Here is a 21,528-nt window from a genome sequence, read left to right on the forward strand (position 1 = left end):
TCAGACTATGGCCGCGCACCGGAAACCCGTATGTCCGGTGGCCGAGTCGGGGGTGTTGGCGGTGCGGGCGGCCAGCCGGTAGCGGTTGCAGTAGGAGTCATGGCACATGTAGGAGCCGCCCCTGATCACCTTCATGGTGCCCTCGGCCGGGCCCGTGGGGTTCTCCGCGTACGGTTCCCAGCGGGTGTCCCACCAGTCGGCGGTCCACTCCCACACGTTGCCCGCCACGTTGTAGAGGCCGTAGCCGTTCGGCTGGAACGACTTGACCGGCATCGTGCCCCTGCTCGGCGCCGAGGGGAACGGGCCCTGCCAGATGTTGCACCGCTGCCGCCCCTTCGGCGCCAGCTCGTCGCCCCACGGGTAGCGGGTCCGCCGCAGGCCGCCGCGGGCGGCCGTCTCCCACTCGGCCTCCGTCGGCAGCCGCTTGCCGGCCCACCGCGCGTACGCGGTCGCGTCGTGCCACGACACCTGCACCACCGGATGGTTCTGCCGGTCGCCGATCGACGAGCCGGGCCCCTCGGGGGAGCGCCAGGAGGCTCCTTCCACCCCGACCCACCAGGGCGCCTGCGGCACGCTCGCGTCCATGACGCCGCGGGAGGCGAACTGGCGGAACACGAACGACCAGCCGATCCGCTCGGCCTCGGTCACGTATCCGGTCTCCTTCACGAACCTGGCGAACTGCGCGTTCGTCACGCAGGTCGGGTCGATCAGGAACGCATCCAGCTTCACCTCGCGGACCGGGCCCTCGCCGTCCTCCGGGTTGGCGTCGGGGTCGTCGCCGCCCACCGAGAACGTCCCGCCCGGGACGCGGACCATCCCGCGCGGCGGCTCCCGCCGCGCCGGCCCGGGCATCACGAGGACCGGCGCCTCGGGGGCGTCCGCCCCGGTGACGGCCTCCCTGGCGGGCCCGCAGCACGCGCTCATCTGGCTCCTCCCATGTGTCACGACCTCTAGGAAGGGTAGTCGCCCCGGCATGCCCACGATCACGCGGTCGTCGCCCCCCGGCCTCCGCTTCGCGGGCGAAGCGCCTGCCTGTAGCGTCATCGCCATGCGACTCGGCGTGCTGGACATCGGCTCGAACACCGTCCATTTACTCGTCGTGGACGCCCACCGCGGCGGCCGTCCCATCCCGGCGTTCTCCCACAAGGAGGAGCTGCGCCTCAGCGAGCATCTCGGCCCGGACGACAAGCTGTCCGCCGAGGGCGTGGACCGGCTGCGCGCGTTCGTCGAGCAGGCCGTGGTCATCGCCGAGGACAAGGGCGTGGAGGAGCTGCTGGCCTTCGCCACCTCCGCCGTGCGCGAGGCCGCCAACGGCGAGCGGGTGCTGGAGAAGGTCCAGCGGCACACCGGCGTGCTCATCGACGTGCTCTCGGGCCGCGACGAGGCGAGGCTGACGTTCCTGGCGGTGCGCCGCTGGTTCGGCTGGTCGTCCGGGCGGCTGCTGGCCTTCGACATCGGCGGCGGCTCCCTGGAGATCGCGGCCGGGGTCGACGAGGAGCCCGACGTCGCGGTGTCGCTGCCGTTCGGCGCCGGGCGGCTGACCCGCGACTGGTTCACCGCCGACCCGCCGTCCGCCGACGAGGTGCGCCGGCTGCGCCGCCACGTGCGCGCCGAGATCGCCCGCACCGTCGGCTCCGTCGTCCGCTACGGCGGGGCCGACCGGGCGGTGGCCACCTCCAAGACCTTCAAGCAGCTGGCCAGGATCGCCGGGGCGGCACCGTCCAGCGACGGCGTCCACGTGCCGCGCTCGCTGTCGCGGCAGGACACCGCCGACTGGGCCGCCAAGCTGACCGCCATGACGGCCGCCGAGCGCGCCGAGCTGTCCGGCGTGTCGGCGGGGCGGGCGGCCCAGCTCGCGGCGGGCGCGATCGTGGCCGACGCGGTGATGGACCTGTTCGAGGTGGAGCGGCTGGAGATCTGCCCGTGGGCGCTGCGCGAGGGCGTCATCCTGCGCCGGCTGGACGCGCTGCCGGGACGGCTGGAGGCGCCCGACGGACCCACCGAGTAAGAGGGATATATCGCCACATAACAGGCAACTGACCGCGATGAAACTGCAGAGAACGAGCACCGGCGGGCAACTCTGACGGAGTGTGGACGTTGCTCGGCGCGATCGGCTCGCTGCTGGTCGCCCTCTCCCTGTCGTTCCTCGCGGTGCTGGGCATCGCGGTGGCCGTGCTCATCTGGCTGGCGCTGATGGCCTCCATGAGCGGGATCGTCCTGACGCACGGCGGCTCCGCCCGGCGGAGCGGCCGTGAGCCATGACGTCCTCACGTCCGGATGAAGTGCGGCCCCGCCGCGCCCGGTGAGTAGCGCAGCCGCTTCTCCAGGCACACCACCGCGCCGTTCTCCCGCTTGTTGGTGAAGCGGACGTCGTCGGCCAGCGCCCGCATGATCTGCAGCCCCCGCCCGTTCTCGGACCCGGGCGTCGCGTCCCTGACCGACGCCGGGTCGAAACCATGGCCGGTGTCGACCACCCGGATCACGCACAGATCGTCGTAGACCATGGCGCTCACCGTGTACTCGTCGCTCGGCGCGGCATGCTTGACCACGTTGGAGCACGCTTCCGTCAACATGAGCTCGATGTCGTCCCGGATCTCCGGCTCCACACCCAGCGAGTTCAGCGTGCCGTCGAGCATCTGCCGGATGAGCGGCACGCTCGCCGCGTCCCTGGGCAGCCGCAGCGCCATCGTGGTCTCCACCGGCGCCTCCCTTCCGTGTCGAGAATGCCTCTGCCCATGATCCGGCGAAGCATTCGTTACGGAAGGAGACGCTCAGCCCGGCGGCAGGCCGAACAGGCGGTCGAGCGCGGTCATCCGCATCAGATTGCGCAGATAGGGCGTGACGGCGACCACCCGCAGCACCGCGTCCTCGGCGGCCACCCGCTGATAGAGGCGGACCAGGGCCGCCAGCCCCGACGAGTCGATGAACCCCAGCCCCGACAGGTCGACGTCCACCCGCTCGAATCCGTCACCCAGCCGGACCGACGACAGCTCGTCCGCGGTGTCGAAATCGAGGTCACCGCGGACCGCGAGCTGGACCGTGGTCTTGTCGGACGAGTCGATCTCGATCTGCAGCGGGGTCTTGTCGGGCACCCTCACAGCCTAACCACCACGAAAATACGGCGCGCGGCGAGGGGCACAACCATGACAATCACCCCATGCATCACTTCAGCCGACCGGGTGCCGGAGACGCCCCGGCCATCCACGAGCTCAGCGCCGCCTGCGACACCGAAGTGCTCGGACGGCCCGACCTCACCCTCGACGACATCGCGGGCGAGCTTGCCGAGCCCGGCTTCGACCTCGACAGCGACGCCTGGCTCGCGCACGGCCCGGACGGTCGCCTCGACGGCTGGGCGTGGGCGCGCCGCCAGGGCGCGAGCGAGATCGTCGACGCCGACGTGATCGTCCGCCCCGGCGTGGCCGGCCTCGCCGAGCGGCTCTGGCCGCTCGTGCTGGAGCGCGCGGGCGCGCTCGCCCGCGAGGCGGGCCACCCCGCCGCCGTCACCGACGTCGGCGTCTACCGGGCCGACCGGGCCAAGCAGGCGCTCGTCACCGGGTACGGGTTCGCGGCCGCCACCAGCTTCCATCGCATGCGCGTCGACTTCGACGGCCCCGTCGAACCGCCTGAGCCGCCGCCCGGCGTCACCCTGCACGGCGGCCAGAACGAGCAGGTCCGCCGCGAGGCCCACGAGGTGTACCAGGAGGGCTTCGCCGACCACTTCGGCCACGCCTACGTCGACTACGACCGCTGGTACGCCCGCAGGCAGGCGATCCCCACCACCGACTGGAGCCAGCTCACCCTGGCCAGGGTGGACGGCCGCGCGGCCGCGATGGTGCTCGGCAACAACCAGTTCGCCGCCGACGAGGGCTGCGGCTACGTCGACACGCTCGCCGTGCGGCCCGAGTTCCGCGGCCGGGGCCTGGGCCGCCTGCTGCTGCGCACCGCCATCGCCGCCGACGCCGCCCGCGGCCGCGAGGGCACGATCCTGCACGTCGACACCAACAACACCACCCCCGCGCTGGGCCTGTACGAGTCGGAGGGGATGCGCCCGGTCCTCGTCATCGACATCTGGCGGCGCACCGTCGAACCCGGCACCGTCGAAGCCGGCACCGTCGAAGCCGGTTAGACCCGGTGGGCCGCCAGGTGGTCCAGCACCGCCTGGTTGGCCTCCCACCCGTCGGGGAACTTCACCGGCACCCCGAGCTGCACCGGCTCCGCCGACGGATGCGCGTCGAGCAGCTCGGCGATGCCCGCCCTGGCCACCACCACGCACGCGTGCCGGTGCCGCGAGGCCAGCACACACAGCCGCCCCGACTCCAGGTGGAAGGCGGTCGCGTCGCGCCGCCCCGACAGCGGGTGCAGCACGATCGTCACGTCGTACTCGCGGCCCTGCAGCCGGTTGGCGGTGTCGACGGTGATCTCCGGCGGCAGCCCGGCGTTCCTGATCGCCGCCACCTGGTCGCGGTGGGCCGCGCCGACCGCGATCCGGTCGGCCGTCACCGGCCGCTCGCCCTGCTCCGAGCTCGCCACCGCGCCGCGCTGCATCAGCCGGGCCGCCAGCAGCGCCACCGCCTCCACCGCTTCGGCGTCGGTCCGCACGGTGTGCCGGTTCGGCAGCTCCAGCAGCGCCCACCCGGAGCGGGCCGCCTCCTCCAGCGCCCGGTCGTGCACCGTGCCCATGCCGCCGGTGACCAGCTCCAGCCGCCGGTCGCCAGGCCCGGTGCCCGACCGGAACCCGGTGAACGGGTAGAACGCCCGCGACACCACCGGCGCCGCCGACGAGGGCAGCCGCCACGACACCGGCAGCCGGTGCACCGGCAGGTCGGGGTTGTGCCGCAGCAGCACCGACACGGCGCTCTGCAGCGGATCCCACGACAGCCCCGACCACCGGTCGCCGTCCACGATGGAGAACGGGTCGAGCTGCCCGGGGTCGCCCACGAACAACGCCCGCTCGAACAGCCCGGCGATGCGCAGCAGCTTGTCGGAGCGCATCTGGTAGGCCTCGTCCACGATGGCCCACGGCCACGTCCGGCCGCTGATCCAGGCCCACTTGTCGGCGGTGGCGATGACGACGTCCGGATCGCCGAGGTCCTGGACGCGGGTGCCGAAGGTCACCCCGGGCAACTCCAGCATCCGCTTGCGCGGCACGTAGCCGCCCGCCGACAGCCGGCCCACCGTGAGCCGCGGATGCTTCTCGCAGATCCGCGTCACCAGGTCGTCCACCTGCTCGTTCGTCTGGGCGACGATCATCAGCGGCTCGCCGGTGGCGGCCAGGTGCGCCGCCGCCCGCACCACGAGCGTCGACTTGCCCGCGCCGGGCGGCGAGTCGACCACCACGCCCCGGTGGCCCGGCAGGTCGGCCAGCACCCGCCGGATGACCTCCTCAGGCGTGGGCTCGGGCGTGGGCTCAGGGATCACGACCACTCCTCCCGGGCATCCTCGTCGGCCGGTTCGTACGGGCGCGGCGGGCCGCCGTGGGTCCACGGCGTCGCCTCCGGCTCCGGCAGCGCCGCCGCGCCCTGGAACTCGTCGGTCAGCGAGCTGTAGCAGACCCGCTCGCCGATCTCCGGCACCGCGCCGGGCGCCGGGGTCTTGCCCCGCCCCATGCCCTTGGTGATCTTCAAGGTGACCAGGCCGTCGCCCGCCGACACCAGCTCGGCCCCCTGCCCGCGCCGCTCGGGCGTGCCCAGCGAGGTGCCGGGCGGGATCCGTACGGGATCGTCGGTCTTGACCGTCACCAGCGGGCGCAGCTTGCGTGAGCGGCCCTCGCCCTCGGTGTTGCCGGGCACCGTGTCGACGACCTCGCCCGCGAACGCCTCGCCCGTGAGCCGGTACTCGGCCATCACCAGCGGGTCGTCGTAGGCGCGCTGCACCTCGTAGGCGGCCTGGGCGCGTTCCATCCGCGAGAGCCGGGCCGCCGCGGCCACCGCGCCGTCGCGGCGGGCCTGCGGCGGCGCCCCCTCCGCGAGCTGCGCGGTCATGCCGCTGAACGAGCCGCGGTCGTGCTCCCACCGCTGCGCCACGCTCGCGCCCGGCTCCAGGCCGCGCAGCAGCTCGACGGCCCGCCACACCAGCCGCCACGTCGGCTCCAGCTGGGTGCGCAGCGCCTCGGCGATCCGCTCTGCCGATCCGCTCTCCATCGCCGGCGCCAGCACCTCCGCGTCGAACCCCGGATCGGTGGCCGGGCCGGCCGGCGGCCAGATCAGCGGGTCCTCGGCCGCGTCGTCGGGCCCGTCGGTGATCCAGGCGAGCAGCGCCGCCAGGTTGGCGTCCTCCAGCGCGCTCTGCCCGCTCGCCCAGTGGCGGGCCAGCTCGTCGGTCGCGGCCAGCATGAGTGACGAGCCGGGGTACGCGGCGCGCTCGGCGAAGTACGTCAGCCACCGGCCGAGCAGCGGCACCCCCTCCGGCACCGGGAACGGCCCGTCGGTGCGCCGGAACCGGGTGGAGCGGCCGAGCAGCCGGGTGAAGGCCACCCCGGCCCGGTTCGGCACGATCAGCTGCGGCGCGTCCAGCGCCCGCTCGTACGGGTCGGCGCCGCGCCGCTCCACCGTCTCGGTCTCGGCCGTGAAGCCCGCCACGTACGGCAGCAGCACCCCGGCCAGGTCGGCCGTCCAGGCGAAGCGCAGGTCGCGGTTGCGCGGCTGGGCCACCGCCAGCAGCCGCGGCTCGGCGGGATCGGTGCCCAGCATGGCGGCCAGCGGCGCCGCCGCCTCACCCGACAGCTTCAGCGGGATGAACACCATCGGCCGCGCCGACAGGTGGCAGTGGCGGACGGTCGCGATCGGCTGCGCGACGCCCTCGTCGATCGCCCGCAGCCGGGCGAGCGAGGTGAGCAGGCTCACGCCAGGCACTCCCGCCGCAGCCGCTCGGCGCCGCGCAGCAGCCGGGCGATCTCCTCCTGGCCCTGCGCGGGCGCGCGCGAGCCGTCGGCCAGCGCCAGCGCCTCCCGCACCGACGCCACCCCGCCGAGCTCGTCGCGGACGGCGCGGCCCAGCAGATCGGACGCGCCCTCCTGACGGGCCTCGTCGCGGCAGAAGAAGCACAGGTCGCACGTGGACAGGCAGTCGGGCGCGTAGCGGGCCTCCGCCCTGCGGACCGCGTCGGCCAGCTCCGCGACCGGCCTGGCCGGCCGCCCGTCGGCGTCCGGCGCCAGGTCGAACGTCACGTCCTCGGGCAGCGCGTCCAGCAGCCGGTCCAGGCTCGTCATCCGGGAGAGCTGGCGGCGCAGCACCGCGAGCTGGCGGCGCACGTCGACCAGCGTCGCCACCGGGCGGTTGGCGAAGTTCTCCGGGCAGACCAGCACCACGTCGTCGGCCACCCGGAGCGGGTCGTGGCCCAGCTCCTCCAGCAGCGTCCGCAGCGCGAGCACGTACACGGCCGCCTGCCGCGCGGCCGCCGCCACCGCGGCCGGGTCGGCCTGCCCGTCGACCACCGCGAACGACTTGATCTCCACGATGTGGAACCGGCCGCCGAGCTGGAACGCGACCACGTCGGGCTCCAGATAGGCGGTGTGGCCGGCGATGCCCAGCGTGAACAGCGGGTGGTCGTAGACGGTGCCCACGCCCTCGCCCCTGGCCGCGCGGTCGATCAGCGCGCGGGTGTGGGTGTGGCGCAGGTGGGCGCCGACGTTCTCCACGTCGTGGTAGGCCACCTCGTCGATCGGCAGGCCGAGCAGCTCGCGCAGCATCCGGATCAGCTCCGCGCACCCGTCGGCCTTCACCAGCGCCTCGAACGCGTTGCCCCGCGTGATCGCGAACGGCGACTGGCCGAACGGGGCGGGGAACCCGAGGTGGCGGGCGACGGCGTCCTTGTCGATCCCGGCGCCGTCCATGAGCGCCCGCCGCGTGCAGCCGGGGTTGGCCGCAAGCGCGGCGATCGCCCGGGCGTCGTGCGGCTTCGGCGGTGTGGTGCCGCGCAGCGCGTCGAGCCGGTTCATCGGCCGCCTCCCATAGCCATGACTGATCTTGGAACAGTGGTCAGCGTAGTGGCCCCGAACAGCCGGGCCACGTCATCGAGCTGGGTGTCGGCGCGTCCCGCCAGCTCCGCGCGGTCGCCGGCGTCGCGCCCGGCGTGCACGGCCAGCTCCCGCCGCGCCGCCTCGGCCACCCGCGCCGGGTCGGGCGGCACCTCGTCACCGGCGCCAGGGATGTTGCGCGCCATCCTGGATAACAGCCGGTCGCCGTCGGGCGAGCGCCGCCCCGCGGCGTGCTCGGCGATCCGGATCGCGCAGGTGAGGAAGTCGACGCGAGGGCTGAGCGGGCCCACCACCCGGCGCTCCACCGGCCACGTGCTGACGGTGAGGTAGCCGCGGGCGGGGGAGAGCCGGTCGGTCAGCGCCGCGCACAGGTAGTAGGGCCGCCCGAACGGCGACGAGCGGAACGAGCGCTCCTCGTCCCTGCGCAGGCTGGTGAGCTGGGAGCTGCGGATCGTGCCGGCCAGGAACGCGCCGCTCACCGCCACCACCAGCCGGGCCTGCGCGGGCGCGCCCAGCAGCTCCAGCGCCTGGTGCACCTGCTCGCGCACGGTCACCAGCCGTGGCCCCTGTGTCTTCCCGGCGGGCTTCTCGCCGCTCACCAGGGAGTCCCACGCCTTCTCGGCGGTGCGGAGCTCGGCCCGCAGCGCCCTGGCCGCCGAGCCGTCCCTGGCCCGCATGGCCCTGCGCACACCGGCCCTGAGCTCGTCGATGCGCCGTTCGAGCTCGTCCAGCCGGTCACTCATGGCGCGAGGGTATCAGGGGTTCCAGTAATTACCAGTATTTCGGTGCGTGTCCCGCAGATGCGTACGCGGCCGCACCCGGGAAGGGCGCGGCCGCGTACGGAAGGGTCAGGCGGACGTCGTGACGCGGTCGGCGGGCGGGAGGCCGAGCTGGTCCGTGGGGACCTTGTGGGTCTCGCGCGCCGTGGCCACCGCCACCGCGCTGATCGCGCAGAGGATGGCGGTGAAGATGCCGACGCCGACCCAGCCCTGCAGGCCGAGCCAGCCTCCGGGGGAGACGATGCCGGCCGCCGAGGCGACCGCGAAGCCGGCGACGGCGAAGCCGATCTGGGTGCCGATCGCCATGCCCGACAGCCGCACCTTGGTGGTGAACATCTCCCCGTAGAGCGAGGGCCAGATGCCGTTGGAGGCGCTGTAGACGACGCCGAGGGTGAGGATGCCGACCAGGAAGATCATCGGGTAGCTGCCGGAGTTGATCGCCGCCAGGTAGGCGAAGATCATGATCGGGCTGCCGACGGCTCCGATGAGGAACACGGGCTTGCGCCCGATCCGGTCCGACAGCATGGCCCACAGCGGGATGGCCAGCAGCGCGGCGGTGTTGGCCACGGTGCTCACCCAGAGCATGGTGGCCCGGTCCAGGCCGACGTTCTCGACGGCGTAGTTGAGCGCCCACACGGTGAAGATGGTGCTGACCGTCGCGATCAGCGCCGCGCACACCACCCGCACCACGCTCGCCCAGTGGTCGCGGAAGAGCAGCGACAGCGGCATCCGCGGCACCGTGCCCTGGGCCACCTCGCGCTCGAACGCCGGCGTCTCCTCCAGCTTGCGCCGGATCACCCAGCCGACCACGGCCACGATCACGCTCATCCAGAACGGCACCCGCCAGCCCCAGGACAGCAGCTGCTCCTCGGGCATGGCCGCCACCGGGATGAACACGACGGTGGCCAGGATCTGCCCGAACTGGGTGCCGTTGAGCGTGAAGCTGGTGTAGTAGCCGCGCCGGTGCTCGGGGGCGTGTTCCAGGGTCATGGAGTTGGCGCTGGCCTGCTCTCCGGCGGCCGACAGGCCCTGCATGATGCGCAGCACGACCAGCAGCACCGGGGCGAGGTCGCCGATCTGGTCGCGGCTCGGGAGGCAGCCGATGAGGAACGTCGACACGCCCATGAGCACGAGCGTGAACACCATGATGCGCTTGCGGCCGAACCTGTCGCCGACGTGACCGAGGATGAACGCGCCCACGGGCCGGGCGGCGTAGGCGACGCCGAAGCTGGCCAGCGACTGGAGGGTCGCCGTGGTGGGATCGGACTCGTCGAAGAACACCTTGGAGAAGATGAGGGCGGCGGCGCTGCCGTAGATGAAGAAGTCGTAGTACTCCAGCGCGCTGCCTATCCAGGCCGCGACGGCCGCTTTGCGCGGCGTGCCCTGGCGGGCGCCGGGGGGTTGGTCGGTCACGATGGCTCCCTGTTGGTGCGGCGTCGTCAGTGTGGACCGTGCCCCCGTCCGGGCCCCGCACTTGTTACGAACTAGATAGTTAATTGCTCGCCATGCTCCTGTGACCGCGATCTCATGTCAAGAGTCTCTTCACGGGACGGCTCCGGAGATGTTATGACTAACTCACTAGTTCGTACATAAATCATGAGGGTGAGCATGACCTCCTACCTGATCGGGCTCATCGGCTCCGGCATCGGGCCGTCACTCAGCCCCGCCCTGCACGAGCGGGAGGCGGTCCGGCTCGGCATCCCGTACGTCTACCGCCTGATCGAGGCGGCCGACGCCGCCGAGGTGGGGGAGCTGGTCCGCGCCACGCGGCGGTTCGGCTTCGACGGGCTGAACATCACCCATCCCTGCAAGCGGGCCGTGCTCCCGCACCTGGACGAGCTGTCGGCGGACGCGGCCACGCTGGGCGCGGTCAACACGGTGGTGTTCGACGGCGAGCGCGCGGTCGGGCACAACACCGACTGGACCGGCTTCGCCGAGTCGTTCGCCCGCGACCTGCCCGGCGCGCCCACCCGCCGGGTGACGCAGCTCGGCGCGGGCGGCGCCGGGGCGGCGGTCGCGCACGCGCTGCTCACGCTGGGCGCGGGCGAGCTGACGGTGGTGGACGCCGAGCCCGGCCGGGCCCGGGCGCTGGCGGGGGAGCTGGCCGCGCGGTTCGGCGCGGGCCGGGCGCACCCGGCGGCCCCGGACGACCTGCCGGACCTGCTGCCGGACGCCGACGGGCTGGTGCACGCCACCCCCACCGGCATGGCGGGACACCCCGGCCTGCCGCTGCCCGCCGCCCTGCTCCGCCCGGACCTGTGGGTGGCCGACATCGTCTACCGGCCGCTGGAGACCGAGCTGCTGCGCCGCGCCCGCGCCCTGGGCTGCCGCACCCTCGACGGCGGCGGCATGGTCGTCTTCCAGGCGGCCCACGCCTTCCACCTGTTCACGGGCAGGAAACCGGACGCGGAGCGGATGCTCGCCCACCTGACCGAACTCGTCACCGCCTGACAGGAGGACGCCATGCGCAAGTCCATCGCGACCGTGTCGGTGAGCGGCACGCTGACCGAGAAGCTGGAGGCGATCGCCGCGGCCGGCTTCGACGGGGTGGAGGTGTTCGAGAACGACCTCGTCGCCTGCCCGCTGCCGCCCGAGGAGATCCGCCTGCGGGCGGACGACCTGGGGCTGGGCATCGACATGTACCAGCCGCTGCGCGACTTCGAGGCGGTGCCCGACGACGTGCTCAAGGGCAACCTGCGCCGCGCCGAGTACACGTTCGAGCTGATGAACCGGCTCGGCGCGGACACGCTGCTGGTCTGCTCGAACGTCTCCCCGGACGCCCTGCCCGACGACGAGCTGGCCGCCGCCCAGCTCCGCCTGCTCGCCGAGCGGGCCGCCGGGCACGGCATCCGGGTCGCCTACGAGGCGCTCGCCTGGGGACGGCACGTCAGCGAGTATCTGCACGCCTGGCGGATCGTGCGGACGGCCGACCATCCCGCGCTCGGCGTCTGCCTGGACAGCTTCCACATCCTGTCGCGCGGCTCCGACCCCATCGGCATCGAGGCGATCCCGGGGGAGAAGGTGTTCTTCCTGCAGCTCGCCGACGCGCCCCGGCTGGCCATGGACGTGCTGCAGTGGAGCCGCCACTACCGCTGCTTCCCCGGCCAGGGCGGCTTCGACGTGACGGGCCTGGTACGGCACGTGCTGGCCACAGGGTACGCGGGACCGCTGTCGCTGGAGGTGTTCAACGACGTCTTCCGGCAGTCCGACGCCCGCCGGACCGCGCTGGACGCGATGCGGTCGCTGATCGCGCTGGAGGAGGCGCTGACGCCGGACGGGGTGCCGCCGGTGGTGCCATCCGGGTTCGCCTTCGCCGAGCTGGCCACCGAAGGCTCCGCCGAGCTCTCCGGGATCCTGTCGGCCCTCGGCTTCGCCCGTACCGGCACGCATCGCACGAAACCGGTCGAGCTCTGGGAGCAGGGCGGCGCCCGCGTCCTCCTCAACGCGGCCCCAGCGGAATCGGCCGACGAGGAGCCGGCGCTGGTGGCGATCGGGCTGGAGACGCCCGACCCGGCCGCTTCGGTGAAACGGGCCGGGAAACTGCTCGCGCCGGTGCTGCCGCGCGAGCGCGCGCCCCGCGACGCGCCGCTGGACGCCATCGCCGCCCCCGACGGGACCGCGCTGTTCTTCTGCCGCACCGGCCACGCCGACCACCCCGACTGGACGGCCGACTTCCCCCGTGCGGAGCCCGTACCGGAAGGGGACGTGACCGGGATCGACCACGTCGCGCTCACCCAGCCCTGGCAGCACTTCGACGAGGCGTCGCTGTTCTACCGCGGCGTGCTCGGGCTGCGCCCGCAGGAGAGCCTGGAGGTCGCCGACCCGTACGGCCTGCTGCGCAGCCGCGCCATGGCCGGCGGCGGCACCCGCCTGGTCGTCAACATCGCCAGGACGGTCGCCCGCCAGGCGTCCCGGCAGCACGTCGCGTTCGCCGTCCGCGACCTGCGGGCGCTCGCCCGGCGGCTGCGCGCGGACCATCCCGGCCTGCTGCTGCCCATCCCGGCCAACTACTACGACAACCTGGAGGCCAGGTACGGGGCGGACCCGGAGATCAGGGAGCTGGGGCTGCTGTACGACAGGGACGAGGAGGGCGAGTTCCTGCACCTGTACACGGTGACGGCGGGCCGGGTGTTCTTCGAGCTGGTGCAGCGGATCGGCGGCTACGACGGGTACGGCGCCGCCAACGCGGCTGTCCGGCTGGCCGTGCAGCACGCCGAGCGGTCATAGGATGAGGCGTATCGTCCCCGCCGTCCCGTGGAGTCACATGACCTCGCAGCCAGCCACCGGTGAGCGACGGCGCGACGCCGACCGCACCAGGGCGGAGATCCTCGAGGTCGCCCAGCGGGAGTTCGCCAGGCGCGGCTACGCGGGGGCGCGGGTCGACGAGATCGCCGAGCTGATGCGCACCACCAAGCGCATGATCTACTACTACTACGGCAGCAAGGAGAAGCTCTACATCGCCGTCCTGGAGAAGGCCTACTCCGAGGTCCGCGCCGCCGAGCGCGACCTCGACGTGGAGCACCTGGCGCCGGTCGAGGCGATCCGCACGCTCGCGCAGCTGACCTTCGACCACCACGAGGCCCACCGCGACTTCATCAAGCTCGTCGCGATCGAGAACATCCACGGGGCCGAGCACATACGCAAGTCGCAGGCCCTGGCCAACCTCGGCACGCCCGTGCTCGGCGTCATCGAGCGCATCCTGGAGGCGGGCCGGGCCGGCGGCGACTTCGACACCGAGGCCGACGCCGTCGACGTGCACATGATGATCAGCGCGTTCTGCTTCTTCCGGGTGGCCAACCAGCACACGTTCGGCGCGCTGTTCGGGCGCGACATGGCCGCGCCCGAACACCGCGACCGGCTGCGCCGCATGGTGGGCGAGATGACCGTCGCCTACCTGCGCGGCGGTCACAGACCGTAGGCCTCCAGCAGCCGCAGCCACACCTCGCTCACCGTCGGGAACGACGGCACGGCGTGCCAGAGCCGCTCCAGCGGCACCTCGCCGGTCACCGCGACGGTCGCCGAGTGCAGCAGCTCGGCCGTGCCCGGCCCGGCGAACGTGACGCCCAGCAGCACCTTGCGGTCCTCGTCCACCACCGCCTTGGCCCGGCCGCGGTAGCCGTCGCCGAGCAGGTAGGCGCCGGACACGTCCGCGAGATCGTACTCGACCGCCCGCACCCGGAAGCCGGCCTCGCGGGCGGCCGACTCGGTGCGCCCGACCGAGCAGATCTGCGGGTCGGTGAACACCACCTGCGGCGGCCCGAACCCGTCCGCGACCGCGCGCATCCCCGGCAGGTCGTCGGCCTCGCCCCTGGCCCGGGCCGCGATGACGTCACCGCACGCCCGCGCCTGGTACTTGCCCATGTGGGTGAGCAGGTTGCGCCCGTTGACGTCGCCCACCGCGTACAGCCAGCCGCCGTCCACGCCGGTGGCGCGCAGGCTGTCGTCCACCTCGACCGGCCGGTCCGCCGGTAGCCCGACGCTCTCCAGCCCCAGCCCCTTGGTGGCGGGTCTGCGGCCGGTCGCGACCAGCACCTCGTCGGCCTCGATCGGCGGGCCCTCCGGCAGGTGGACGGTCACCTTGCCGCCCGGCTCCGGCCGTTCCACCCGCTCCGCCGAGGTGTGCGGCCGCACGTCGATCCCGGCGGCCGCGAACGACTCGGCCAGCAGCTCACCCGCGAACGGCTCCATCCGCTCCAGCAGCCCTCCGCCGCGCACCAGCATCGTCGTCTGCCTGGCGCCCAGCCCGTGCATGGCCTGCGCCATCTCGCAGCCGACCACGCCGCCGCCGATCACCGCGAGCCGGTCGGGCACCGAGGAGGCGGCGGTCACCTCGTGGCTGGTCCACGGCTCCGCCTCCCTCAGCCCCGGCACCGGCGGCACCGAGGCGACGCTGCCGGTCGCCAGCACCACGGCGTGGCGGGCGGTCAGCACCCGCTCGCCGTCCGGGGTGTCGACGACGACCCGGCGCGGGCCGTCGAGCCTGCCGCGCCCGCGCACGAACGTGGCGGGCACGCTCTCGATCCACCCCACCTGGCCGGCGTCGTCGTAGCGGCTGACCGCCTCGTCGCGGCGGGCCAGCACGGCCCGCGTGTCGATCGGCCCCACCTCCAGGCCCGGCACCCGGGACACGTCGGCGGCCAGCTCGACCGGGCGCAGCAGCGCCTTGCTCGGGATGCACGCCCAGTAGGAACACTCGCCGCCCGCCAGCCGCTCCTCCACGACCGCGGCCGACAGCCCGCCGCGCACCGCCCGCTGGGCGACGTTCTCACCGGCCGGGCCTGCTCCGATCACGATGACGTCGAACTCGTCGGACACGGTTACCTCCCGGATGGCGTTTCCCCTGGGGGCAGTCTGCCAGCCGATCAACCCACGCTCCAGGGCGCGCACCGAGCCCGCGAAGCCGATCGCCGGCGAACGCGCGGGGCCATCCGGTTCTCAGCGCAGGCCGGGGGCGAGGTCCTCGCTCAGGCCCCGGCGCCGGTCGAAGGCACGGCCTTCAGCCAGCCTCTGTCGTCGGTCAGGAACCGGTCCAGCCGCAGCCCCGCCTCCTCCAGCGCGGCCGCCAGCTGCTCGTCCGACAGCCGCCGCGAGGTGAACGACTGCGACCACTCGCGCTGCCCGTACCAGTAACTCATGGTCGCGTTGACCAGGCCGGGCGCGATCTCCTCCAGCGCCGACAACTCGATCCGGAGGTCGCCGTCGGTCCTGCCCCGGCCCACCTCCCAGGCGTCGTGCCGCTCCGGCGGCGTCCACTGGATCAGCACCGCCCCGTCCCCGGCCACGTGCCGCGCGCACGCCTCCAGCAGGCCCCGCCGCCCGCTCTCGTCGGCGGTGTGCACCAGGTTCGAGGCCAGCAGCACGCCGTCGAAGCGCCGCCCCAGCCGCAGGTCCTGTACGCGCGAGCAGACGGTCTCCGCCCCCCGGACCTCGGCCAGCATCTCGGCCGACTCGTCGACCGCCACCACCTCGTAGCCGCGCTCGACCAGCGGGTGGGTCACCCGCCCCACGCCTGCGCCCAGGTCGAGCACCGACCCGCCGGCCGGCACCTCGCCGGCCACGATGTCCGGCTCCCCGCCCGGCCGCATCAGCTTGTAGAACTCGACGGGCGAGCCGTCGGGAGTGATGGCCCCGAACCCGGTCCCGCTGTTCGGAATGATCTTCATGCGTTCGACACTAATCCCGGAAGGACGCGCCGTCAGTCGCCGAACCGGGACAATTTCCCGTGCCGCCGGGCATACCGCAGCGCCCACCCGAACAGCGCCAGCGTCGCCGCCACGTAGACCACGTTCAGCCCCGCCGCCCACGCCATCCGGTCCCACGGCACCGCGCCGCCCGCCATGACCGTGCGCATCCCCTCGAACACATGGGACGCGGGCGTGAACCAGGCCACCACCCGCAGCGGCTCCGGCAGCACCGAGACCGGATAGAAGATCCCCGCCAGCGGCTGCACCACGAACACCAGCGACCAGGCGATCACCTGCGCGTTCTCGCCGAACCTGAGCACCGCCGAGATGCCGACCAGCCCGAGCGACCAGCCGAACACCAGCAGCACCCCCATGAACGGCACCAGCCCCACGCCCAGGGTCATCACCCCGAACCCGTACAGCGCGTACGCCAGCCCCGCCATGACCATGACCGCGACCGCCACCTTGCCCAGCGCGAACAGCATCAGCCCGGTCACGTACTCCACGCTGGACAACGGGCTGACCTGGACGTTCAGCAGGTTCCTGGACCAGATGTCCTCCAGGAAGGCGATGGAGATCTCGTTGCTGGCCTTCTGCAGCACCTGCCACAGCAGCACCGCGCCGAGCAGGAACGTGACCACGAACGGCACCCGCTGCGACTGCAGGAAAAGCGTCACGAACCCCCACAGCACCAGCTCGACCGTCGGCCAGAACAGGATCTCGAACATCCTGATCGGGCTGCGCCGCAGCGCCGCGAAGTCGCGCCGCACCACGCCGAGGATCCGCTGCCGCCGGGCGGCCGCCCCGAGCGGGGGCAGCGTCAGAGTCGTCATCCGCGCGCCACCTTCAGGAACACCTCTTCCAGGTCCACGACCCCGTAGTGACCGGCCAGCTCGGCGGCCGTCCCCTCGGCGACGATCCGCCCGGCCGCCATGAAGCAGATGCGGTCGCACATCCGCTCCACCTCGCGCATGTTGTGCGAGGTGATCAGCATCGCGCTGCCGTTCTCCCCGGCCACCCGCGACAGCAGGCCGCGGATGCGGTCGCCCGCGTCGGGGTCGAGGTTGGCCGTCGGCTCGTCGAGCACCAGCAGCCGGGGCGCGTTGAGCAGCGCCTTGGCCAGCTGCACCCGGGTGCGCTGGCCGGACGACAGGTCCATCATCCGCCGCCCGCGCAGCGGCCCCAGCTCCAGCAGCTCGATCATCTCCGCCACCCGCGCCTTCGGCCGCCGCACCGCGTAGAGGCGGGCGAACGCGTCCAGCACCTCGTGCACCAGCAGCGGCCCCGGGAGGTCCACGTAGCTGGCGGCGAAGTTGACCTGGCTGAGCACCTCGACGCGGTGCCGCGCCAGATCCATCCCGAAGACCCGCACCTGGCCCGCGTCGGGAGTGATCAGCCCGAGCAGCATGTGGAGCGTCGTCGACTTGCCCGCCCCGTTGAGGCCCAGCAGCCCCACGACCTCGCCGTGGCCTACGCCGAAACTCACCTCGTCGACCGCGGTGACCGGGCCGAACCGCTTGACCAGCTTGATCGCCTCGAGGATGGCCACCGCTTCAGCGTGCTGCCCCGGCGCGAGTCACCGCAACGGGTTTTCCTCCAGCATGGCCAGCAGGTCCCACTCGTTCTCGCACACCCGCCGCCCGATCGCCGCCAGTTCCACCGACCGCGACTCGCCGGTGAGATGCCGCCGGGCCTGCACGACGCAGATGACGCCCCACTTGAGCACCCCGAACGTCTCCCACCAGCGCAGCGCCTCCCGGTCCACCGGGTGTCCCGACGCCTTCTCGTACGAGGTCACGAGGTCGTCGTAGGACCCGAAACCGCCCACCGGCAGCGGCGACCCGAACCGCCACGCCTTGACGCACAGCCAGCCGAGGTCCTCCAGCGGGTCGCCGGCGTGCGCCAGCTCCCAGTCGAGCACCGCCCTGACGCCCTCGGGCCCGACGATCAGGTTGCCGTTGCGGAAGTCGCCGTGCACCACGGTCCGCCGGCCGCGCTCCGGCCGCGCCGCCGCCAGGCGCCGCAGGGCGAGCTCGAAGACCGGATGCGGCTCCCCGGCCATGTCCAGCGCCGCCCGCCACTGATCCAGCGGATCGTCGCTTCCGTAATCGGCCTGGGGGAGCGCGGACAGCGGCATCCGGTGGATCGCCGCCAGCGCCTCACCGCACTGCGCGGCCAGCCGTGGCCGCGCCTCGCGAAAGGCGTCGTCCCGCAGGATCCGCCGCGGGATCGTCTCACCTTCGACCCGCTCCATGAGCACGTACGAACCAGCCGCCGCCACCACACCCGGCACCGGCACCCCGGCCTCCCGCGCGGCCCGCATCAACCCCGCCTCGGCCGCCGGCCCGGCACCCAGCCCGCCCTCGGCCCCCGACCGCAGGATCAGCGGATGACGTACCCCGTCAGGCGTGACCACGTCCAGCGCCCACGTCTCCCGCGACGCCCCGCCCGGCAGCCGCACCCGCCCCTCGACCGAGGCCCCGCCGCCGAAGGCCTCCCGCACCACCGCGTCGACGTCGGTCACCGGAGCCCGAACTCCCAGTTGCCGCCGCCCGCGTACTCGCCGAGTATCCGCCGCCCCACCGAGTCGATGTGCACCTCGTCCGGCCCGTCGTAGATCCGCCCGGCCCGCGCGTGCCGGTACATCCGGTCCAGCGGCGTGTCCGGAGTCAGCCCCGCCGCCCCGTGCACCTGGATCGCCCGGTCGATGACGTTGTGCAGCATCCGCGCCCCGACCACCTTGATCGCGCCGATCTCCACCCGCGCGCCGCCCCCGGCGTCGACCGCCTCCGCCGCCTGCAGCGTCAGCAGCCGCGCCGCCTGGATCTCCGCGTACGAGTCGAACACGTGCTGCCGCATCAGCTGCTTCTTCGCCAGCGGCTCGCCGAACGCCGTCCGCTCGTGCAACCGGCGGCACATCAGGTCGAACGCCCGCTGCGCCTGCCCCAGCCACCGCATGCAGTGGAAGATCCGCCCCGGCCCGAGCCGCTTCTGCGCGATCACGAACCCGTGCCCGCGCGGCCCCAGCAGGTTGGCCGCCGGCACCCGCACGTCCTCGTACCGCACCTCGCAGTGCGACCCGTTCAGCCCGAGCACCGGCGTCTCCCGCACGATCGTGTAACCGGGCGTGTCCGTCGGCACCAGGATCATCGAGAACGCCAGGTGCGGCGGCGCGTCCTCCTCGGTCCGGCACATCACGGTCGTGTACGCCGCCTGCGACGCGCCCGTGGTGAACCACTTGTGCCCGCTCACCACCCACTCGTCGCCGTCGAGCACCGCCCGCGTCGCGATCTGCGTCGGGTCGCTGCTCGACACCGCCGGCTCGGTCATCGCGAAGCTCGGCGAGATCTCGGCCCGCACCAGCGGCGCCAGATAGCGCTCCCGCTGCTCGGCGGTCCCGTGCTCGTACAGCATGAGCGAGTCCTGCAACGTGTACGTGCCGAGCGCGAGCTGCCCGTACTCGCTGCGCCCCTGCACCTCGTTGACGTACACGTAGTCGAGGAACGGCAGCCCGCCGCCGCCCAGCTCCTTCGGGTGCCCGAGCGCCCAGAGCCCTTCCTTCTTCGCCTCCTCCTGCAGCTCGCGGAGCGCCTCCCGGCCGCCTTCCTCGATGGCGCGCTCCGCGGGCTCCACCCGCTCGGTCATGAACGCGTACACGGCATCCCGCAACGGGCGGACCCTGTCAGGCACGGCGAAACTCATGCAAGGATCTCAACCGAAAACGACTGTCCGGTCAACGGAGAACAGCATGCACGACGCCCCGACATCTGCCCAGCTGGTCGCCGCGGTCCGTGAGTTCCTCGAAACGGACGTGCTCCCGGCGGCCGAGGGCCGGGTCCGCTTCCACACCAGAGTCGCCATCAACGTGCTCGCCATGGTCGAACGCGAGATCGAGCTCGGCCCGTCCCAGGCCCTCGACCACGAGACCCGCCTGGCGGCCCTCGGCGTCGCCTCCGACGCCGAGCTGGCCGCCGCGATCCGCGAGGGCCGCCTCGACGACAACCCCATGCTGGCGCCCTTTTTGAAGGAGGCCGTACGCGCCAAACTCGCCGTCGCCAACCCCGGCTACCGCTGAAATTTTCACCCCGTACGAGCCCTCTGCGGAAAGCCCTTTCCCCAGCTCATCCCCTGGTAGGTTCGTCCACTTCGGCTCTTGACATCATGCCGTCATTGGCGTGGCCTTCAGCGGTCAGATAGCGTCACCGGACGGAGCGCTCCCACCACCGGCCCCCTACCGGAACACGGAGACCGCACTATGTCCCACGCCGGACCCCGCCGCCGGGCGCGGCGCATCCTCGCGCTGCTCGCCGCCACGGTGACCCTCCTCGCCATGCCCCTGACCGGCACCGCCTCGGCGCACGGCTCGATCGTCGACCCCGCCTCCCGCAACTACGGCTGCTGGCTGCGTTGGGGCAGCGACTTCCAGAACCCCGCCATGCAGCAGCAGGACCCGATGTGCTGGCAGGCCTGGCAGGACAACACCAACGCGATGTGGAACTGGAACGGCCTCTACCGCGACAACGTCGGCGGCAACCACCAGGCCGCCGTCCCCAACGGCCAGCTCTGCAGCGCCGGCCGGACCCAGGACGGCCGCTACCGCTCCATGGACACCCCCGGCGCCTGGACCACGACGAACGTCGGCGGCTCGTTCAGCATGCGGCTGCACGACCAGGCCCGCCACGGCGCCGACTACATCAGGGTCTACATCACCCGCCAGGGCTACGACGCCACCACGACCCCGCTCGGCTGGAACCACCTGGAGCTCGTCCGCGAGACACCCCGGTACGCGCCCGCCGAGAACTACCTGATCACCAGCCTGACCAAGGGCTCGCGCACCGGCCGCCACGTGATCTACACGATCTGGAAGGCGTCCCACATGGACCAGACGTACTACTTCTGCAGCGACGTCAACTTCACCTGACCCTTTCCCCTTCCGCTTCGTGAGCGGCCGCGCATGGACGCGTGGCCGCTCGCGCGCAGCAGGCGGACAAAGGGGAGTTCGTGTTCATCGCGAGAAGAGCGTCATGCGCCGAACCGGCCGCTACGTAGTGCGGCGACCGACTCCACCAAGCCGGCCCTCTCCAGTGCGTAGAGCACGTCCTCGATTGTCTCCGGCGGGTTCACCCGGGAGTCCACGATCTGTTGGACACAGGCCCACACGATCCGGTCGTCGAGTTCGATCTGATCGAGGATGAAGTCGTCCGGCGACTGAGCCTCCAAATTCCAGGTGGTTAGTTCCTCCGCTGGGAAGTCCTTGAGATTGGAGGTGACGATGACCCGGGCGCACGCCTTGATCGCGGCTGCGAGTACATGCCTGTCATCCGGATCGGGCAGCTTCAGCCCTTCCATCAACGGCTCGTATCCCTCAACCAGGCAGTTTCGGACTGCGGCGTTCATGAGGTCACGCAATCTCGAGAGCTTGTCCGCCGGAATGTCCGGGCGATCGGCCGCCAGGTTGCGAAGCGTCTCGTCCAGAATTTGGTTCGTCCACTTGGCTTGCACGATGTCGGCCTGGGCGATGCGGATGAGGAGATCCCGGAGAGTGTTGCCATAGAGGACGTTGGCGTCGTAGACCACGACGAAGGCCACG

23 protein-coding genes are annotated in these 21,528 nt (G+C 72.6%); 8 read left to right on the top strand and 15 right to left on the bottom strand.

From position 1 onward, the window contains the following. Positions 1–924 (bottom strand): formylglycine-generating enzyme family protein, encoded by a 924-nt coding sequence (locus KME79_RS11180; RefSeq protein ID WP_308248874.1) that lies wholly within the window; start codon positions 922–924, stop codon positions 1–3. Positions 925–1,048: 124 nt separating this feature from the next. Between KME79_RS11180 and KME79_RS11185 the strand changes: the two genes are divergently transcribed. Then, positions 1,049–2,008: a Ppx/GppA phosphatase family protein gene (locus KME79_RS11185; protein ID WP_219544363.1), complete on the top strand. Its 960-nt coding sequence runs from the start codon at positions 1,049–1,051 to the stop codon at positions 2,006–2,008. An 80-nt stretch (positions 2,009–2,088) separates the two neighbouring features. Then, positions 2,089–2,262, top strand: coding sequence for a hypothetical protein (locus tag KME79_RS11190; protein WP_187281195.1), 174 nt, complete (start codon positions 2,089–2,091; stop codon positions 2,260–2,262). 5 nt (positions 2,263–2,267) lie between these two features. On the opposite strand, the gene KME79_RS11195 is transcribed toward KME79_RS11190, so the two are convergent. Both KME79_RS11195 and KME79_RS11200 read right to left on the bottom strand, forming a co-directional pair. Continuing rightward, the gene (locus KME79_RS11195; RefSeq protein ID WP_148032014.1) at positions 2,268–2,699 is read right to left on the bottom strand and encodes an ATP-binding protein; all 432 of its coding nucleotides are present in this window, start codon (positions 2,697–2,699) and stop codon (positions 2,268–2,270) included. Positions 2,700–2,771: 72 nt separating this feature from the next. Then, positions 2,772–3,092 (bottom strand): STAS domain-containing protein, encoded by a 321-nt coding sequence (locus KME79_RS11200; RefSeq protein ID WP_219544364.1) that lies wholly within the window; start codon positions 3,090–3,092, stop codon positions 2,772–2,774. Between the two features lie 65 nt (positions 3,093–3,157). Between KME79_RS11200 and KME79_RS11205 the strand changes: the two genes are divergently transcribed. Then, positions 3,158–4,126, top strand: a complete 969-nt coding sequence (locus tag KME79_RS11205; protein WP_219544365.1) for a GNAT family N-acetyltransferase — start codon at positions 3,158–3,160, stop codon at positions 4,124–4,126. Here the strand turns inward: KME79_RS11205 and KME79_RS11210 are convergent. The 5 genes from KME79_RS11210 to KME79_RS11230 all read right to left on the bottom strand — a co-directional run bounded on the left by KME79_RS11210 (position 4,123) and on the right by KME79_RS11230 (position 10,167). Then, complete coding sequence (locus KME79_RS11210; RefSeq protein WP_271277442.1) at positions 4,123–5,418, bottom strand: AAA family ATPase; 1,296 nt, start codon at positions 5,416–5,418, stop codon at positions 4,123–4,125. The two genes, KME79_RS11205 and KME79_RS11210, sit on opposite strands and share 4 nt — an antisense overlap. Next, positions 5,415–6,842, bottom strand: coding sequence for a hypothetical protein (locus tag KME79_RS11215; protein WP_219544366.1), 1,428 nt, complete (start codon positions 6,840–6,842; stop codon positions 5,415–5,417). The genes KME79_RS11210 and KME79_RS11215 overlap by 4 nt, the downstream gene beginning before the upstream one ends. Then, the gene (locus KME79_RS11220) at positions 6,839–7,936 is read right to left on the bottom strand and encodes a hypothetical protein (RefSeq protein WP_148032011.1); all 1,098 of its coding nucleotides are present in this window, start codon (positions 7,934–7,936) and stop codon (positions 6,839–6,841) included. The genes KME79_RS11215 and KME79_RS11220 overlap by 4 nt, the downstream gene beginning before the upstream one ends. Next, entirely contained in the window at positions 7,933–8,718 is a 786-nt protein-coding gene (locus tag KME79_RS11225; protein ID WP_148032010.1) for a hypothetical protein, read from the bottom strand. Before KME79_RS11225 ends, KME79_RS11220 begins: the two co-directional genes overlap by 4 nt. A 105-nt stretch (positions 8,719–8,823) precedes the next feature. Continuing rightward, positions 8,824–10,167, bottom strand: coding sequence for an MFS transporter (locus tag KME79_RS11230; protein ID WP_219544367.1), 1,344 nt, complete (start codon positions 10,165–10,167; stop codon positions 8,824–8,826). 195 nt (positions 10,168–10,362) lie between these two features. Between KME79_RS11230 and KME79_RS11235 the strand changes: the two genes are divergently transcribed. From KME79_RS11235 to KME79_RS11245, 3 genes are read left to right on the top strand one after another with little or no spacing between them, the layout of a single operon-like run. Next, entirely contained in the window at positions 10,363–11,205 is an 843-nt protein-coding gene (locus tag KME79_RS11235; protein WP_246639640.1) for a shikimate dehydrogenase, read from the top strand. Positions 11,206–11,217: 12 nt separating this feature from the next. Next, the gene (locus KME79_RS11240) at positions 11,218–12,981 is read left to right on the top strand and encodes a bifunctional sugar phosphate isomerase/epimerase/4-hydroxyphenylpyruvate dioxygenase family protein (protein WP_219544369.1); all 1,764 of its coding nucleotides are present in this window, start codon (positions 11,218–11,220) and stop codon (positions 12,979–12,981) included. A gap of 37 nt (positions 12,982–13,018) precedes the next feature. After that, complete coding sequence (locus KME79_RS11245; RefSeq protein WP_219544370.1) at positions 13,019–13,672, top strand: TetR/AcrR family transcriptional regulator; 654 nt, start codon at positions 13,019–13,021, stop codon at positions 13,670–13,672. Here the strand turns inward: KME79_RS11245 and KME79_RS11250 are convergent. From KME79_RS11250 to KME79_RS11275, 6 genes are all read right to left on the bottom strand, one after another. After that, complete coding sequence (locus tag KME79_RS11250; RefSeq protein ID WP_219544371.1) at positions 13,660–15,069, bottom strand: dihydrolipoyl dehydrogenase family protein; 1,410 nt, start codon at positions 15,067–15,069, stop codon at positions 13,660–13,662. The genes KME79_RS11245 and KME79_RS11250 overlap by 13 nt on opposite strands. A gap of 149 nt (positions 15,070–15,218) precedes the next feature. After that, entirely contained in the window at positions 15,219–15,917 is a 699-nt protein-coding gene (locus KME79_RS11255; protein WP_219544372.1) for a class I SAM-dependent methyltransferase, read from the bottom strand. 32 nt (positions 15,918–15,949) lie between these two features. Beyond that, positions 15,950–16,771, bottom strand: a complete 822-nt coding sequence (locus tag KME79_RS11260) for an ABC transporter permease (RefSeq protein WP_148032004.1) — start codon at positions 16,769–16,771, stop codon at positions 15,950–15,952. After that, positions 16,768–17,487, bottom strand: a complete 720-nt coding sequence (locus tag KME79_RS11265; RefSeq protein ID WP_219544373.1) for an ABC transporter ATP-binding protein — start codon at positions 17,485–17,487, stop codon at positions 16,768–16,770. Before KME79_RS11265 ends, KME79_RS11260 begins: the two co-directional genes overlap by 4 nt. Before the next feature lie 27 nt (positions 17,488–17,514). Continuing rightward, positions 17,515–18,462, bottom strand: a complete 948-nt coding sequence (locus KME79_RS11270; RefSeq protein WP_308248875.1) for a phosphotransferase family protein — start codon at positions 18,460–18,462, stop codon at positions 17,515–17,517. Continuing rightward, positions 18,459–19,640, bottom strand: coding sequence for an acyl-CoA dehydrogenase family protein (locus KME79_RS11275; protein ID WP_148032001.1), 1,182 nt, complete (start codon positions 19,638–19,640; stop codon positions 18,459–18,461). The genes KME79_RS11270 and KME79_RS11275 overlap by 4 nt, the downstream gene beginning before the upstream one ends. Before the next feature lie 46 nt (positions 19,641–19,686). Between KME79_RS11275 and KME79_RS11280 the strand changes: the two genes are divergently transcribed. Continuing rightward, a complete protein-coding gene (locus KME79_RS11280) occupies positions 19,687–20,013 on the top strand; it encodes a DUF6285 domain-containing protein (RefSeq protein WP_219544374.1) in 327 nt (108 codons plus the stop codon). A 180-nt stretch (positions 20,014–20,193) separates the two neighbouring features. Further along, positions 20,194–20,859, top strand: a complete 666-nt coding sequence (locus KME79_RS11285; protein WP_219544375.1) for a lytic polysaccharide monooxygenase auxiliary activity family 9 protein — start codon at positions 20,194–20,196, stop codon at positions 20,857–20,859. A gap of 101 nt (positions 20,860–20,960) precedes the next feature. Here the strand turns inward: KME79_RS11285 and KME79_RS11290 are convergent, their stop codons facing one another. Continuing rightward, the gene (locus KME79_RS11290) at positions 20,961–21,527 is read right to left on the bottom strand and encodes a PIN domain-containing protein (protein WP_219544376.1); all 567 of its coding nucleotides are present in this window, start codon (positions 21,525–21,527) and stop codon (positions 20,961–20,963) included. Between the last annotated feature and the right edge of the window lies 1 nt (position 21,528).

Origin of the sequence: Nonomuraea harbinensis (assembly GCF_019396385.1) — a bacterium.
In the GTDB taxonomy this organism is placed as follows: domain Bacteria; phylum Actinomycetota; class Actinomycetes; order Streptosporangiales; family Streptosporangiaceae; genus Nonomuraea; species Nonomuraea ferruginea.

Coding starts and splice junctions, on each gene's coding strand:
- KME79_RS11180 (WP_308248874.1), bottom strand. CDS start 924: ATGAGCGCGTGCTGCGGGCCCGCCAGGGAGGCCGTCACCGGGGCGGAC.
- KME79_RS11185 (WP_219544363.1), top strand. CDS start 1,049: ATGCGACTCGGCGTGCTGGACATCGGCTCGAACACCGTCCATTTACTC.
- KME79_RS11205 (WP_219544365.1), top strand. CDS start 3,158: ATGCATCACTTCAGCCGACCGGGTGCCGGAGACGCCCCGGCCATCCAC.
- KME79_RS11220 (WP_148032011.1), bottom strand. CDS start 7,936: ATGAACCGGCTCGACGCGCTGCGCGGCACCACACCGCCGAAGCCGCAC.
- KME79_RS11225 (WP_148032010.1), bottom strand. CDS start 8,718: ATGAGTGACCGGCTGGACGAGCTCGAACGGCGCATCGACGAGCTCAGG.
- KME79_RS11235 (WP_246639640.1), top strand. CDS start 10,363: ATGACCTCCTACCTGATCGGGCTCATCGGCTCCGGCATCGGGCCGTCA.
- KME79_RS11240 (WP_219544369.1), top strand. CDS start 11,218: ATGCGCAAGTCCATCGCGACCGTGTCGGTGAGCGGCACGCTGACCGAG.
- KME79_RS11245 (WP_219544370.1), top strand. CDS start 13,019: ATGACCTCGCAGCCAGCCACCGGTGAGCGACGGCGCGACGCCGACCGC.
- KME79_RS11255 (WP_219544372.1), bottom strand. CDS start 15,917: ATGAAGATCATTCCGAACAGCGGGACCGGGTTCGGGGCCATCACTCCC.
- KME79_RS11260 (WP_148032004.1), bottom strand. CDS start 16,771: ATGACGACTCTGACGCTGCCCCCGCTCGGGGCGGCCGCCCGGCGGCAG.
- KME79_RS11275 (WP_148032001.1), bottom strand. CDS start 19,640: ATGAGTTTCGCCGTGCCTGACAGGGTCCGCCCGTTGCGGGATGCCGTG.
- KME79_RS11280 (WP_219544374.1), top strand. CDS start 19,687: ATGCACGACGCCCCGACATCTGCCCAGCTGGTCGCCGCGGTCCGTGAG.
- KME79_RS11285 (WP_219544375.1), top strand. CDS start 20,194: ATGTCCCACGCCGGACCCCGCCGCCGGGCGCGGCGCATCCTCGCGCTG.